Origin of the sequence: Streptomyces sp. NPDC048337 (genome assembly GCF_043201175.1) — a bacterium.
Taxonomy (GTDB): domain Bacteria; phylum Actinomycetota; class Actinomycetes; order Streptomycetales; family Streptomycetaceae; genus Streptomyces.
This window is the reverse complement of the sequence record NZ_JBICYR010000021.1, coordinates 139035-153423: the sequence shown is the minus strand read 5'-3', so window position 1 is coordinate 153423 and position 14389 is coordinate 139035. Positions and strand designations below refer to the sequence as shown.

Genomic DNA, 14389 nt, shown 5'->3' with positions numbered 1-14389 from the left:
TCCGTTCGGGCGACGACCGCAAGGCGCGAGAAGCAGGAAGACCTCAGTTGGACTGGGAGAGCGGCCGTCTCGTTCGGGTAGTCGTCGCGCGCACCTCGGCGACCATGGCGCACCTCACGACGGCGGGGGCCTGGGCAGCCAAGTCTCTTGAGTCATCCAACGGGTCGTGCGGAGTCCGGGTTGGTGTAGAGCACGCCCTCCGACCAGATGTAGCGCGTCCGGCCCCAGCGGGCTGCCGCCGCCACGTCCGGGAAGAAGCCGCGGCCGTTCTCGTTGGCACTCGTGTTGCACAGCACAGGAATCCCGCTCACTCGTTCATACTCGGCGAGGATCCGTCCGGAGGCGCTGTTCGTCGAGGGGTCGATGGTCTGGAGTCTGGCGGTGCCGTCGAGATGGGCAACAGCCGGCAAGCGTCGAGCCCATTGCCCCCGCATCCGATGCTCGAAGAGCATGTAGCGGTCAGCATTTCCGGGAGTAAACACGTCAGCGGCTCGAGCGGTGAGGCAGATAGGGGAAACTGGCCGGTACTTGGCACGACCCTTGATGGCGTTGAGCCGATCCTTCATGCCGGGAGAGGTGGCAGGTGCGAGGATGCTCCGGTTACCCAACGCCCGGGGCCCGATCTCCGCTCGGCCGGACAGCACCACCACGGGCTCTCCCTCGGTATGCAGCAGACTCGCCAACTGGCCTTCGCTGCAGGCCCGAACCTCCCAGCCATCCGGTAGTCGATCGTCCGTCAGCCGAGGTCCGCTGTAGACGTTCCAGTCGAGTGCGAGGTGCCGGCCCTCACGGAACATCTCGCATACTGCGGTGCCGATCGCCGCGCCCGAGTCGTTGGGGAAGGGCGGGATCCAGATCTCGCGGAAGAGCCCGCTGCTGCGAAGCATGCTGTTCCACTTGATGTTCATTGCACAGCCACCGCCAAGTGCCAGGTTGAGCAATCGATCTGGGAATCGCTCCTTCACCAGAGCGGTGAGCTCGCTCAGGAGCAGCTCGCCCAGATATGCCTGGAACGTGGCGACGATATCGGCATTCGATAGTCCTGGCAGTAGCTGATCGCGCTTGGTGGCGACCTCCCTGCCCAGATCTGACGAGTTGTGCAGGGAATCGCCGAAGTCCGCCATGATCCGGTCGAATGTCGTGAACGCGGACGTCTCCACGACACCGAGGGCCGCGTAAGCCATGGCCTTCCCTGCGATCGAGAGATGGTGCTGGATGTACTCGTCGCCGCTGAAGCCGGTGGTGTCCGGTCTGAACGGGTCGAAGTGCGAACAGAAGCTTGCGAACGCACCACCCGGTAGCGGCAGCAGCGAGGAAACCGCCCGGACCGTGCGGGTGTTGGCTGCGACCTGATACAGCCGAGGTGCCATCCCGCCGTCCCATACCAGCACGATGGCGTCCTCACCTCGCGCTGCGAACGGGCTCGAACAGTACGGGCCGAGCAGGTGGTTGGCGGCGTGGTGGTAGCTGGCATAGCCGCTTCCGCGAGAGCCGAAGTCGTGAGCCGCGAATGTGTAACGCTGCAGCGGGTCAGGAGCCTTGGGACCGTCCAGATACGGCGCGACCGGGAGTCGTACGAGACGGCCTCCGGAGCAGGCCGGTACACACGCAGTGGTTTCGTTTCCCTGCACCCACCACCCGTCAACCACAAACCGATCGACGGCATCGGGGTCCAGCCCCTCGGAGCGCAGGATCTCTCCGACGCGGGAGAGGTCGTCCAGCGGGCTGTAGCGGTGCCTGTTTCCGATCTTTTCCATCTCGATACTGAAGACCAGGCGATTCTCGTCGATGACGCAGACGCCGCCGTCATGCGAGGCCTTGACTCCGCAAATCAGCATCGGCGTTCCTCTCGGCGAGTCGACTGCGTGTCGCCAGAAAGCGTAGTCCTCTCATGAAGGACGCGTCGCGCAGCCCGAGGAGTGTCCCAAAGCGCTCACTGAGAACGGCTGCCAGAATGCCACCCTCGCCCGGGGGCTGCTGGGGCCACTGGACGCGGCCTGCGACCGGGTGCGGGAGCACTGGGATGCCCTTGACGCGCAGACAAGGGAAACGCACTGGTCACGGTGCTCCTGGGCGGCGCGGTGGTCGCGTATGGTCGCAGGCTGGAAGCGTCCATCTCCCTCCGCCTCCCGGAGGCGATCCTTATGCGCACCAGCATCGGCCGCGGCCGTATCTACCGCCGCTGTGGCTGCAGAGACAGCCATCGCCGTCAGCTCGGCACAGACTGCCCTGGTCTGGTCACCGACAGCGAGCACGGCACCTGGAGCTTCGCTGTCGACGTCCCCACCCCGGCCCGTCGCCGGACGACTGTACGCCGGGGCGGCTTCCCCAGCCAGGATTCGGCCGAGCAGGCACTGGGCCGCTTCCTCGAGGGCGAGGCCGGCGGGTACAACGCGGACCCGAACCAGACCGTCGCCGCCTACCTGAACGCCTGGCTGACCGCGAAGGCTCTCGTACTGAAGCCGACCACGATGGCCCGTTACCGCGACTATGTCCGCAACGACCTCGTCCCGGCCTTCGGCAACCTCAAGCTCGACCAGCTCGCCCACCGGCATATCTCGGCCTACGTCACCTGCCAGCTCGCCGCCGACCGCGGCCGGACCACCCTGTACCGCTGCCTGGCCACCCTCTCCAGCGCCCTCGGCGACGCCGTCCGCCAACACCGCCTCCCCCACAACCCGGCCAGTCCCCCCGTCCTACGGCGACCGCCGTCCCCGGAGCGGAGAATCTGGACGGCGGAGGAGGCCGCCCGCTTCCTCTTGCACTGCCATCAGGCCGATCCCGAGATGGCCGACCTATTCGAGTTCCTCGTCGGCACCGGCATGCGCAAGGGCGAAGCCCTCGGCCTCCACTGAGACGACGTCCACCTGGCGGAAGGCGTCCTCTACGTGCGCTGCACCCTCTCCGCCATTGATAACAACCGGCTCGTCGTCACGACGCCGAAGACCCGATCCAGCCGCGGCTGGGTCGCCATCTCACCCCGCGTCGCCACCGCCCTCCGGCACCGTGCACAAACAACGCCCCGCACCTGCGGCGATCCTGACGACCCATTCGCCGGACTCGTCTTCTACCGGCCCGACGGCCGACCACTCGGACCACACCAGGTTCTCGACCGGCTCCACCAGCTCTCCGCCGAAGCCGGCGTCCCCAGGATCACGGTCCACGACCTGCGGCACCTGGCCGCCACCATCACCATCACCACCGGCGTGCCTCTGACCGTAGTCTCCAAGACCCTCCGGCACTCCACCCTGTCGACCACCGCCAACATCTACAGCCACCTCACCCAGCAGGCCGCCCACGAAGCCGTCGACACCATTGACCACACGCTGACCAGAGCCGAGAAGACCAGCACGCGTACAGACCGCCCGGCGTGGCTGCGACCACCACGCGACCACATCCACCACCTCCGCGAAGCCCTCCACCGGCTCCGCTCCCCCGCCCCGCCCGCGTTCAGCACCACGGCGAGCGAGCCCCGAACCGGGCGTGCGACCACACTGCGACCACCACGGCCCCGGACGCACGAAAGGCCGCCCTCTCACTAGTGAGAGAACGGCCTCCGACCTGCGTAAACGCTGGTCGGGACGACAGGATTTGAACCTGCGACCCCTTGACCCCCAGTCAAGTGCGCTACCAAGCTGCGCCACGTCCCGTTGTGCCTTGGGCTGTCTTTCGACCGGGTTTCCCCCGTCCCTGCGGCACATGCAGAACATTACCCCACGCCGAGGGGTGCGCATGCACCGGTGATCGGCGAGGGGGAGGATGGCCTGGTGAACGCACGGGATCGGGACGTTGAAGGGCGGGCGCGCAGTGCGCGGCCGCGGGACGGGCTGGGGCGGCCGTTGGCGTACGGGGCGGCGGGGGTGGAGCGGCAGCCCGAGGGGGTGGTGCGGTCGGGGGCCGAGACCGTGCGGGAGGCGCAGCGGCTGTTGGATGCCGGGATGCCGTTCCACGCGCACGAGGTGTTCGAGGACGCCTGGAAGTCCGGGCCGGAGGGGGAGGCGCCGCTGTGGCGGGGGCTCGCGCAGCTCGCGGTCGGGTTGACGCACGCCGCGCGCGGGAACGCCGTCGGCGGGGCGCGGCTGCTGCGACGGGGGGCCGATGGCCTGGCCGGGTGCGGCGACGCGTACGGGATCGACGTGGCGGGGGTGGTCGGGTGGGCCCGGGGGCTCGCTGACCGGGTGGAGGCCGGGGAGGAGATCGACCCCGCGGGCGAGGCTCCCCGGCTCGGCGGCCCGGCGGACCCCGCCTGACCGCTCGGCGAGGGCCTACGCGGCGGGCTGGAGCAGGTCCCAGCGGTTTCCGTAGAGGTCCTCGAAAACGGCGACGGAGCCGTACGCCTCGTGGCGGGGCTCCTCCAGGAAGCGGACGCCCTCGGCGGTCATCCGGGCGTGGTCGCGGGCGAAGTCGTCGGTGTAGAGGAAGAAGCCGACGCGGCCGCCGGTCTGGTCGCCGACGCGGGAGCGCTGGGCGTCGTTCTTCGCGCGGGCCAGGAGCAGCGCGGACTCCCGCGCGCCGGGCGGGCGGACCACGACCCAGCGGGATCCGTCCGGGCGGGCCGTGTCCTCGACGAGGTCGAAGCCGAGGGCGCGGGTGTAGAAGTCGACGGCCTCGTCGTAGTCGTGGACGACGAGGGCGGTGAGGGCGATGTGGGAGGGCATGCCCCCCATTGTGCGGTCGACCGCGCTTCAGTCCTCGGACGGGGCCACGAGGAGTACGTCCAGCCGGCGGGGGCCGTGCACCCCCTCCACCCGGTCCAGTTCGATGTCGCTGGTCGCCGAGGGGCCGGAGATCCACGTCAGCGGGCGCATCGGGTCGAGGAGCGGCAGTGCCTGCGGGACGGAGTCCACGACCTGGTCGGGGACGCGCACGAGGCAGATGTGGTGGTCGGGGACGAGGGTGATGCGGCGGCGGCCCTGACTCGGGCCGCCGTCGAGGACGATCGTGCCGGTCTCGGCGATCGCGAGGGCGCAGCCGGTCACCACGGCGTCGACCCGGTCCAGTTCCCCGGGCGACTGTGCCGCGCGGTCGTGCACGAAGGTCGTCGACAGGCCTGCCGGCGGCCAGCCGAATCCGAGCTCCGGCGGAATCTGCACCGACCGGGCGTTCGCCAGGAGGTGCCCCAACAGCTGCCGGAAGCCATCCTCGTCCGTGCGGTGGACTCGCGCCCGGTACTCGGTCAGGTTCGCCGCGAGCAGGTCCACCCGCTCCTGCGGGGTGCGGACGCCGTGCGTCCGGAGGTAGTCCCGGGGGATCTCCACGTCGGGGCCCGGGTCGGGCACGGCCCGGCGGATGCGGGCCAGGATTCGGTCCTTGCTGGTCACTGCGGGGTCTCCCGTTCTCGGGTCGTCCACCAGTCGCGGAAGGACCGCTCCGGTACGGGTGGCAGTTCGCGGGTGTCGGTCCAGGCCCGGCCCGGGCCCGGCAGCCCGCGCGGGCGCAGCCGCCGGGCCCGGGCCAGCAGCCGCTCCCCCGCGCGCAGCGCGCCCGGATGGTCCAGGAGCAGCCGGGCGGCCCGCATGGCGGCCCGTTCGGCGGTGTGGCCGTGCGCCGGGCGGATCCGCACCCGGATGCCCTCGCGTGTCACCGGGCCGCCCTGGGCCACCCGTTCGCGCAGGTGGACGAGGACCTCGGGGATGTCGATGGCGACCGGGCAGACCTCGTAGCAGGCCCCGCACAGGGTGGAGGCGTAGGGCAGCGAGGCGTCGATCTCGCTGCCGGTGCCCCGCAGTTGGGGGCTGAGGATGGCGCCGATGGGGCCCGGGTAGACGGATCCGTAGGCGTGTCCGCCGGCGCGCTCGTAGACCGGGCAGACGTTGAGGCAGGCGGAGCAGCGGATGCAGCGCAGGGCCTGGCGGCCCACCTCGTCGGCGAGGGTGTCGGTGCGGCCGTTGTCGAGGAGGACGAGGTGGAAGGCGGACGGCCCGTCGCCGTCCGCCCCCTTCGACGGTCCCAGTCCCGTCCACATGGTCGTGTACGGGTTCATCCGCTCGGCCGTCGAGGAGCGGGGCAGCGTCTGGAGGAAGATCTCCAGGTCCCGGAAGGTCGGGACGACCTTCTCCACGCCCACGACCGAGATCAGGGTCTCGGGCAGGGTCAGGCACATCCGGCCGTTGCCCTCGGACTCGAAGACGACCATCGTGCCCGTCTCGGCGACCATGAAGTTGGCCCCGGACACGGCGACTTTGGCGCGCAGGAACTTCTCGCGCAGGTGCAGGCGGGCGGCCTCGGCCAGTTCGCGGGGGTCGTCGCCCAGCCCTTCGGGTGCCGGGCGGCCCCAACCGCCCATCTCCGCACGGAAGATGTCGCGGATCTCGCCGCGGTTGCGGTGGATGGCGGGGACCAGGATGTGGGAGGGCCGGTCGTGGCCCAGCTGGACGATGAGCTCGGCGAGGTCGGTCTCGTACGCGGCGATCCCGGCCGCCTCCAGCGCCTCGTTGAGGCCGATCTCCTGGGTGGCCATCGACTTGACCTTGACGACCTCCCGCTCCCCGGTGGCGCGCACCAGGTCCGTCACGATGCGGTTGGCCTCGTCGGCGTCGGCCGCCCAGTGGACGGTGCCGCCGGCCGCCGTGACCGAGGCCTCCAACTCCAGCAGGTAGCGGTCGAGATGGCGCAGGGTGTGGTCCTTGACGGCCTTGCCGGCGGCGCGCAGCCGGTCCCAGTCCTCCAGTTCGGCGACCGCGCGGGCCCGCTTGTCGCGGATGGTGTGCGTGGCGTGCCGGAGGTTGGCGCGCAGCACGTCGTCCCGTACGGCTTCCCGCGCGGCGGTGGGGAAGGCGGGCATGCCGAGGTACGTACCCGTCATGGCAGGGGGTCCTCCTCCGTGGCGGCCAGGATCTCGGCGAGGTGCAGGGCGCGGATCGGGGAGTCGGCGCGGCGCAGCAGGCCGTCGAGGTGGGCGAGGCAGGAGTTGTCGGCGCCGCACAGCACCTCGGCCCCCGTGGCGGCCGCGCTGTCGATCTTGTCGGTGCCCATGGCGGTCGACACGTCCGGGTTCTTGACGGCGAAGGTGCCGCCGAAGCCGCAGCACTCCTCGGCGCCGGGCAGTTCGACCAGGTCCAGTCCCTTGACCGCGGCCAGGAGCCGCCGCGGCCGCTCCCCCAGGCCCAGGCCCCGCAGGCCGTGGCAGGACGGGTGGTAGGTGACGGTGTGCGGGAAGTACGCCCCGACGTCGGTCACGCCGAGCACGTCGACCAGGAACTCGGTCAGCTCGTACACGCGCGGGGCCAGCGAGCGGGCGGCGTCCGCGAGCTCCTCGCCCCGGCCCTCCTCCGCCGCCTTGCGGCCGATGCGCGGGTAGTGCTCGCGGATCATGGCGGCGCAGGACCCGGAGGGGGTGACCACGTACTCGTAGCCGGCGAAGGCCCGCGCCGTGCGCCGCACCAACGGCTCCGCCTCGTGCCGGTAGCCCGTGTTGTACTGCGGCTGCCCGCAGCAGCTCTGGGCCGCGGGGAAGTCCACGGTGACGCCGAGCCGCTCCAGGAGGCGTACGACGGCGATGCCGGTCCTCGGGTACAGCGCGTCGTTGACGCAGGTGACGAACAGGGCGACGCGCATGATGGGCACAATAGCCGGGTGAAGAAGTTCTCAGTGATCGGCATAGGCGCGGGCGACCCGGACCACCTGACCCTCCAGGCGGTCAAGGCGATCGGCGCGGCGGACGCATTCCTCATCCTGGAGAAGGGCGAGGAGAAGTCGGACCTGACCGGGCTGCGGCGCGCGATGCTCGAGGAGCACGCCCGCCCCGGCCACCGGCTGGTGGAGGGCCGCGACCCGGACCGGGACCGGACCCCCGCCGACTACACGCCCACGGTGGACGGCTGGCGCAGTGCGCGGGCCGAGCTCTTCGAGCGGTTCATCGCGGAGGATCTGGCGGAGGGCGAGACCGGGGCGTTCCTGGTGTGGGGCGATCCTTCCCTCTACGACTCCACCCTCGCGATCCTCGACGAGGTGCTGGAGCGCGGCCGGGTGGCCTTCGAGCACGAGGTCGTGCCGGGCATCAGCAGCGTCTCGGCGCTGCTGGCGCGTCACCGCACCAACCTGAACCGGGTCGGGCGGCCGGTCCAGATCACCACCGGGCGGCGGCTGGCCGAGGGCTGGCCGGACGACGTGGACGACGTGGTGGTGATGCTGGACGCGCGGCACGCCTTCACCGCGCACCTGGACCAGGACCTCTTCATCTACTGGGGGGCCTACGTCGGCACCCCGGACGAGATCCTGGTCTCGGGGAAGCTGGCCGAGGTCTCGGGGCGGATCGAGGAACTGCGGACCGAGGCTCGCGCCCGCAAGGGCTGGATCATGGACACGTACCTGCTGCGGCGGGGCTGACCCGCCTCACTTCAGGTAGTACGGCAGGGTGGCGGCGAGGCGTTCGTACTCCTCGGGCCGGTTGTAGATCTGCCCGCAGACGCGGATGCCGCCGCCGCCCGGCCAGGGCCAGATGAGCACCCGGACGCGCTGCCGCGCCGCGATCTCCTCGCGCAGTGCGGCGGCGCCGTCCCGGGTCTCGGCGACCCCGGGCGGCAGGCGCAGGGTGCGCATGGCGAGGCCGGCGGTGTGCGGGAGCGCGGTCAGCCCGGGGATCCGGGCGAGCAGGCCCGCGCCGTAGGCGGCGAGGGTGCTGTTGTGGGCCCGTACCCGGTCCGCGCCGAGGCGGTCCTGGAGGTCCAGGCCCTCTGGGGCGGCGAGCCAGCCGGTGTAGTCGGCGGTGGCGCGGTACTCGACGGAGCGGGGGAATCCGTGCTGGTCCTCCCAGGACGGTACGAGGGCCCGGATCCGGTGGCGGTGCCGCGGGGCGACGGCGAGGATCGCGGTGCCGGGCGGGGCGTAGCCCCATTTGTGGAGGTTGCCGAACCAGAAGTCGGCTCCGCCGGCGAGCGGGTCGGCGAGCATGCCGGGGGCGTGCGCCCCGTCGACGACGGTGATGACCCCGCGTTCCCGCAGGTCGGCGAGGAGCCGGGGGCCCGCGATCAGCCGGGCGGTGGGCGAGCTGACGTGGTCGAGCAGGGCGACGCGGGTCCGGGGCGTCAGGGCGGCCAGCACGGTCTCCCGTACGGCGTCCTCGTCGGGCAGGTGGGGGTCCAGGGCGACGGTGGCGACCTGGGCGCGGCGGGCGGCGGCCGCGACGACGGTGCGGTAGCCGTGGTCGGTGACCAGGATCTCGTCGCCGTCGGTGAAGGGGATGGCGTCGAGGGCGAGGTTGGCGCCCTCGGTGGCGTTGGAGATGAAGGCGATGCCGTCGGGGTCGGCGCCGAGGTGGGCGGCGATCCGGGCGCGGGCCGCGGCGAGCCGGTCGGAGACGGCGATGAAGAAGGCGTCGGGATCGGCGTGCGCTTCGGCGCGCAGCGCCGCCTGGGCCTCTTCGACGGGGGCGGGCACCGCGCCGAAGGAGCCGTGGTTGAGGTGGGCGACACCGGGGTCGAGCCGGAACAGCCTCTGCCCTCCGGGAAACTCACCGGGCCGCCCATCAGGGCCTGCGCCCGGGAACTCGCCGGGCTGCCCGCCCGGGCCCACGCCCGGCGCCCCGTCGGCCGGACCGGCCGGCGGACCACCGGGCAACTCGCCAGGGAACTGGCCGGGGTGCCCACCCGGGAACGAACCGGGGGCCGCTCCCGGCGAACCGGCGGGCGGACCGGCGGGCGAACCCGGGGGCGGACCGGCGGGCGGGTCGGAGGGCAACCCGCCGGCCGGCCTCGGCCCCGGCGGCAACGGGGCCGAGCCCCGGGCTTTGAGGGGCGCGGGCGCGCCCGGGCCCCCCAGGGGGGGCGCAGGGTCCGCGGGACGTATCGGGTCTGGCGTCACGGGTCCTCCGTGGATGCGGCACGGCTGTCCTCCGGATCATCTCCCGGCGCGCCCGGAGCCGGTAGCCCGCCCGCGAACGCCCTGCGCCCGTGCGCGACGAGCTCGCGTACGGCGGGGCCGTGCGCGCCCCGCCAGACGAGCGAGAGCAGGGCCGGGGTGTCGACGTCGTCGATGACGCGGGCGACGAGCCGGTCGCGGTAGCCCTCGGCCATCGACTCGCTGAGGACGGCGACGCCGAGCCCCCGGGCGGCGAGGTCGGCGATCGCGTCCGCGGCTCCGGCCTGGAGCGCGATCACCGGTTCCATCCCCTGCGCGGCGCAGGCCTGGTCGAACACCGTACGCAGCCCCGTGCCCGGGGGCATGCACACGAGCGGGTGGTCGCCCAGGTCCCGGAGGGCGACCCGGCGCCGGCGGGCCAGGGGGTGCCCGGGCGGGACCGCGACGACCAGCCGCTCGCTGACGATCGTCAGCGCCTCCAGTCCGGCGGGGTTGGCGGTGGCCGTCCCGATGAGGGCGACGTCGACGGTTCCCGCGTGCACGCCTTGGACCAGCCGGTCGGAGCCGTCCTCCAACAGGGCGATCTCCACACCCGGATGGGCCCGGTGGAAGGCGGCGAGTGCCTCGAACAGCGGGGTGACGGTGCAGCCCACGACCATGCCGACCGTGATCCGGCCCCGGAGCAGCCCGGTCACCTCGCCGACCGCCTGCCCTACCGCCTCGGCGGCGGCGAGCGCCGCCCGGGCCGGTGCGAGCGCTGCCTCGCCGGCGGGGGTGAGGGTCACGGTGCGGGCCGACCGGTCGAACAGCTCGGCGCCCAGCTCCCGTTCGAGCTGCCGGATCTGGGCGCTGACTCCGGACTGGCTGATGTGCACCCGTTCGGCCGCGCGGGTGAAGTTCCGCTCGTCGGCGACGGCGACGAAGTAGGCGAGCTGCCTCAGTTCCATGACTCGGGATTCTAGTAAGCAGAAGATCCATCTGTTGGACTTCTGATCGGCGGCCGACCACCCTGAACGTACGAAGAGCCCAAGAGCCCAAGGGCCCACCGCAGCAGGAGGAAGCCGTGCAGGAGTACGCGAAGGCCATGCGACCCGAGGACATCACCCGCCTGTTCGTCGAGCGGTCCAACGCCGGGGACGCGGCCGGGGTCGCCGCGCTCTACGCGGAGGACGCCGTGATGGCGTACCCGCCCGGCCGGACCACCGTGGGCCGGGAGGCGATCCGTGCCCTGTGGGAGAAGGTGTTGGCCCACCGGCCCCGCTTCGAGCAGGAGGCGCCGCTGCCGACGCTGATCAGCGGCGACATCGCCCTCACGTCGACCCCGCCGAAGGACGGCGCCGGGGCCCGCGCCCAGGTCGTACGGCGCCAGCCCGACGGCAGCTGGCTGCGCGTGCTCGACCAGCCGGAGTTCGTCCGGCCCGAGACGGCCTAGCGGCGCCCGCTGGTGGCCGCGTAGTACTGGAGGTCCTGGACCTCCACCGTGCGGTCCACCGGATACGGCAGCTCCACCTCCGCCCGCGCCTTCCCGTCCCGCACCACCCGCGCCGAGGCGGCGCCCGGCTTCAGCGGCAGCAGTTCGGAGTGGATCCCGGCCGGGGCCTCATGGATGGCCCCGGCCCCTCCGACGGTCGTACGGACGGCCGCGGGTCCGGTGAGGAAGCTGAGCACCTCCACCGTGTCCCGGGGCGCGGCGCTCCCTTTGCGCACCGACATGAGCAGCGACTGCCGGCCCGTCGGATCCGCGTCCGCGAACTGGGTGCGCGCCGTGAGGTACAGGGTGTCGCGGACGATCTGCGGCCAGCTGCCCGTCTTGAACCGGGTCAGGTAGTACGAGGTCAGGTCGAGGTAGGCATGGCCGTTGTGCAGGGAGGGCGCGAACTGGCTGCCCTCGGAGTAGTCGTTCCAGGTGGTGAGCTGCACCCAGTCGGCGCCGTCCTCGATGGCGTGCGTCCAAGTGGAGCGCAGGGTGGCGGTGTTGCCGGCCTCGTCGTAGATCCCCTGGTTGGGGCGGGCGTCCTGGACCGACACGGGCTGCATCCAGATCTTGCCCATGCCGTGTGCGCGGCCGGCGTCGCGGGTGCTGCTCTCCTGGCCGACGTAGCTACGGCTGCCCCACTCGGAGAATCCGTAACTGATGGGCGCGAACTCCCCGTTGTGCGCGCCGAAGTCGAGGAACAGCGGGACGAAGGCGGTGCGGACGCCGTGCCGGGACGCGAGGAGGGCCATGGCCTCGGTCCACCAAGCGGCGCTCTTCTCCTCGGCCTTGAAGGGCGAGACGACGAGCCGGCCGTCGCGGAGCCGGTGGGCGGCCGGGGCGTCGCCGAGGGTGGCGATGGCGTCGGCGAGCACGGCCGGGTCGTCCGTCCTCAGCGCGGTCATGTCCGGCATCAGCATGATCTTGAAGGTCGGGTCCACCGCGTGGGCCGCCGCCATCAGCAGGTTGGCGCGGTCCCAGTTCTTGCCGGAGAGGGAGAGCACGTCGAGGGTGAAACCGTCGATGCCGGCCGCGCGGGCCGTGCGCACCTCCTGCTGGAGATTGGCGTACTCCCAGTCGCCGCTCCTCGGTTCCACGGGCAGCGGCCGGTCGCGCAGCAGGCCGCCGTACTTCTCGTGTTTGCCGCTCTCCCCGTCCGGGGCGAGGTAGTGGCGGGTGTAGTAGTCGCCGTCGGCGCTCGCGTTGTCGAGGGAGAGCGGGTACGGGGTGAAGTAGTGGGCGAACACCAGCTTGCCGCCCGCCGAGCCGGAGCGCAGGGCGGCCGGCGCGGGCATGTCGAAGGGCAGGGCGCCGGCGGGGCGTTCCGCTCCGGTGTCCGCGGCGCCCCGGGGGTCGGCCTTGGCGGCCGCGCTCGTGCCGGCCGGCGGCGGGCTCCGGTCGGGCTGCCGGGAGCCGGCGGCCGGGTCGGGGGCGCCGGTTGGGGAGGCGCCCGCGGGCCCGGTGGACCAGGGAGCGCCGATGACCGGAGCCGAACCTCCTTGCGCGGCACCCGCGTTGAAGGGGTCCCAGGCGATTCCGGCGGCCGAGCAGACCCCGACGAGGAGGAAGGCGGAGATCAGCAGGGCCGGCAGCGGCCGACGGCCCCGAAAACCGGGCCGGTACCGGTGGGACGCGGGACGCGCCGCCGACCGCCGCGCCCGCCGGTCCGATCGCCGGTCCGCTGTCATGCCTGGAGCCCCTCCCGTGTACGTGCCCCACCGCGGGACTGCACAGCATTGAAGTGCTCTCCTCCCTTCGCAAGCTCAGGAAGGAGATTCCCGTCTACCTTGCGGTGGCGGGCTTGACGCCGCGAGTGCGCCTGACGACTGCCCTACCGGCAGCCGGGATCGCCACGTGGCCGATCCGGTGCAGGTGCAAGACGTTCCGGGCTCCGTTGTGGTCGGCATTGCCGGTCCATCCGCAGTCAGGGTTCTTACACACGAACAGGGCTTGCGTTTCCCGGCTGCCGGGCGTGAGGAAGCCGCACGCGGAGCAGCGCTGGGAGGTGTAGGGCGCGGGGACCTTGACCAGGGTGCCGCCCTGGCGGGCGGTCTTGTACGTCAGCAGGGTGACGGTGCGGCCCCATGCCTCTTGGAGGCTGGAGCGGTTGAGACCGGACTTCTGCTTGACGTTGGTTCCCGGTTCTTCGATGGTGCCCTTCGCGGATTTGGTCATGTTCGTGATGTGCAGGTCTTCCATCACGATCACGCTGTACTGGTGGGCGAGGGTCGTGGTGGTCTTGTGCTGCCAGTCGGTGCTGCGGCGCGTGGCTTTTGCGCGCAGTGCCCGGATCTGGTCGTAGGTGCGGTGCAGGCGTCGGGAAGTCTTCTCCTTCGGCTTGCGGAAGGTCTTGCGGTGCGCGGCGCGCCGTTCCAGGCGGAGCAGCTTGGCCTTCTCGTCGGGGTTCAACCATTTGTCCCGGTCGGAGGTGCCGTCGGGAAGACGGGGCGGACGGCCGTGGTCGTGGTGGTTTCCGTCGGAGAGGGCCATGGGGATGTTGACGCCCATGTCGATGCCGACCTCCGGCCCCGGGTGGGGCTCGGGGGCGCGGTCCAGGGTGGTGATCCGGAAGGCGACGTGCCAGCCCAGGCCGTCTCTGACGAGGCGGGCCCCGGTGATCCGGTTGTCGCTGTTCGCCTGTTTGCCGACGGGCAGGTCTTTGGTCCAGCGGAAGCGGACGCGCCCCACCTTGGGGATGTTGACCATGCCCCACCGGCGGTGGACGCGCTTGATCTGGAGGTCGCGGCCCTGGGGGATGTCCACGGACATCACCGACCGGAACCGTCCTTTGAAGTTCGGCTCCTCCGCGCGGCCGTCCCAGCAGTTCTTCCAGGCTTGGAGGTACGCCTTGAGGACCGCCTGAGCCGCCTGCGCCGGGAGCACGGCGAGGAAGTCGATGTCCTTGCGGGCCTGCCGGATCGCCGCGTCAGCGGCGGCCAGGGACCTCTTGCCCTTCGGCATCATCTGCCACCACGCGTGCAGGCAGTTCCACATGGCGCGGGCCGCGTGCGCCTGATCGTCCATGGCCCGGATCTCGGCAGGAGACAGCGCCAGACGGGCGCGATGCCCGAACTGCCGCTTGACCAGACCCAGTTCCGAGTTCATGCGATCACTCTA

14 protein-coding genes and 1 tRNA gene are annotated in these 14389 nt (G+C 71.8%); 5 read left to right on the top strand and 10 right to left on the bottom strand.

From position 1 onward, the window contains the following. Positions 1–152: 152 nt before the first annotated feature. Positions 153–1838, bottom strand: a complete 1686-nt coding sequence (locus ACGFYU_RS29165) for a carbamoyltransferase N-terminal domain-containing protein (protein WP_393830280.1) — start codon at positions 1836–1838, stop codon at positions 153–155. 306 nt (positions 1839–2144) lie between these two features. Between ACGFYU_RS29165 and ACGFYU_RS29160 the strand changes: the two genes are divergently transcribed. Beyond that, positions 2145–2855 carry a tyrosine-type recombinase/integrase gene (locus tag ACGFYU_RS29160; protein WP_393830279.1) on the top strand — a complete coding sequence of 237 codons (711 nt, stop codon included), beginning with the start codon at positions 2145–2147 and terminating at the stop codon, positions 2853–2855. Between the two features lie 33 nt (positions 2856–2888). Further along, positions 2889–3542, top strand: a complete 654-nt coding sequence (xerC, locus tag ACGFYU_RS29155) for a tyrosine recombinase XerC (protein WP_393830278.1) — start codon at positions 2889–2891, stop codon at positions 3540–3542. A gap of 31 nt (positions 3543–3573) precedes the next feature. Here the strand turns inward: xerC and ACGFYU_RS29150 are convergent. Next, positions 3574–3650 (bottom strand) — tRNA-Pro (locus tag ACGFYU_RS29150). 117 nt (positions 3651–3767) lie between these two features. On the opposite strand from ACGFYU_RS29150, the gene ACGFYU_RS29145 reads away from it, so the two are divergent. Further along, on the top strand, positions 3768–4250 hold the full coding sequence (locus tag ACGFYU_RS29145) for a DUF309 domain-containing protein (RefSeq protein WP_393830277.1): 483 nt from the start codon (positions 3768–3770) through the stop codon (positions 4248–4250). Positions 4251–4265: 15 nt separating this feature from the next. Here the strand turns inward: ACGFYU_RS29145 and ACGFYU_RS29140 are convergent, their stop codons facing one another. The 4 genes from ACGFYU_RS29140 to ACGFYU_RS29125 are packed head-to-tail and all read right to left on the bottom strand — an operon-like array spanning position 4266 to position 7557. Beyond that, positions 4266–4658, bottom strand: coding sequence for a VOC family protein (locus ACGFYU_RS29140; protein WP_393830276.1), 393 nt, complete (start codon positions 4656–4658; stop codon positions 4266–4268). A 27-nt stretch (positions 4659–4685) separates the two neighbouring features. Continuing rightward, on the bottom strand, positions 4686–5321 hold the full coding sequence (locus ACGFYU_RS29135; RefSeq protein ID WP_393830275.1) for a lactate utilization protein C: 636 nt from the start codon (positions 5319–5321) through the stop codon (positions 4686–4688). After that, positions 5318–6805 (bottom strand): lactate utilization protein B, encoded by a 1488-nt coding sequence (locus ACGFYU_RS29130; protein ID WP_393830274.1) that lies wholly within the window; start codon positions 6803–6805, stop codon positions 5318–5320. Before ACGFYU_RS29130 ends, ACGFYU_RS29135 begins: the two co-directional genes overlap by 4 nt. Beyond that, the gene (locus ACGFYU_RS29125) at positions 6802–7557 is read right to left on the bottom strand and encodes a (Fe-S)-binding protein (RefSeq protein ID WP_393830273.1); all 756 of its coding nucleotides are present in this window, start codon (positions 7555–7557) and stop codon (positions 6802–6804) included. The genes ACGFYU_RS29130 and ACGFYU_RS29125 overlap by 4 nt, the downstream gene beginning before the upstream one ends. An 18-nt stretch (positions 7558–7575) precedes the next feature. Between ACGFYU_RS29125 and cobF the strand changes: the two genes are divergently transcribed. Next, on the top strand, positions 7576–8328 hold the full coding sequence (cobF, locus tag ACGFYU_RS29120; RefSeq protein WP_393830272.1) for a precorrin-6A synthase (deacetylating): 753 nt from the start codon (positions 7576–7578) through the stop codon (positions 8326–8328). Between the two features lie 6 nt (positions 8329–8334). Here cobF and ACGFYU_RS29115 read toward each other — a convergent pair whose 3' ends face one another. Both ACGFYU_RS29115 and ACGFYU_RS29110 read right to left on the bottom strand, forming a co-directional pair. Beyond that, positions 8335–9558, bottom strand: coding sequence for an aminotransferase class V-fold PLP-dependent enzyme (locus ACGFYU_RS29115; RefSeq protein WP_393830271.1), 1224 nt, complete (start codon positions 9556–9558; stop codon positions 8335–8337). A 239-nt stretch (positions 9559–9797) separates the two neighbouring features. Continuing rightward, positions 9798–10745: a LysR family transcriptional regulator gene (locus ACGFYU_RS29110; protein ID WP_393830270.1), complete on the bottom strand. Its 948-nt coding sequence runs from the start codon at positions 10743–10745 to the stop codon at positions 9798–9800. 116 nt (positions 10746–10861) lie between these two features. Here ACGFYU_RS29110 and ACGFYU_RS29105 point away from each other — a divergent pair, with 116 nt between their 5' ends. Beyond that, positions 10862–11230 (top strand): YybH family protein, encoded by a 369-nt coding sequence (locus ACGFYU_RS29105; protein WP_393830269.1) that lies wholly within the window; start codon positions 10862–10864, stop codon positions 11228–11230. Here the strand turns inward: ACGFYU_RS29105 and ACGFYU_RS29100 are convergent. Together ACGFYU_RS29100 and ACGFYU_RS29095 are read right to left on the bottom strand one after the other, a co-directional pair. Then, positions 11227–12960: an endo-1,3-alpha-glucanase family glycosylhydrolase gene (locus ACGFYU_RS29100; protein WP_393830268.1), complete on the bottom strand. Its 1734-nt coding sequence runs from the start codon at positions 12958–12960 to the stop codon at positions 11227–11229. The genes ACGFYU_RS29105 and ACGFYU_RS29100 overlap by 4 nt on opposite strands. 94 nt (positions 12961–13054) lie before the next feature. Further along, positions 13055–14377, bottom strand: coding sequence for an RNA-guided endonuclease InsQ/TnpB family protein (locus ACGFYU_RS29095; protein ID WP_393830267.1), 1323 nt, complete (start codon positions 14375–14377; stop codon positions 13055–13057). Positions 14378–14389: the final 12 nt, after the last annotated feature.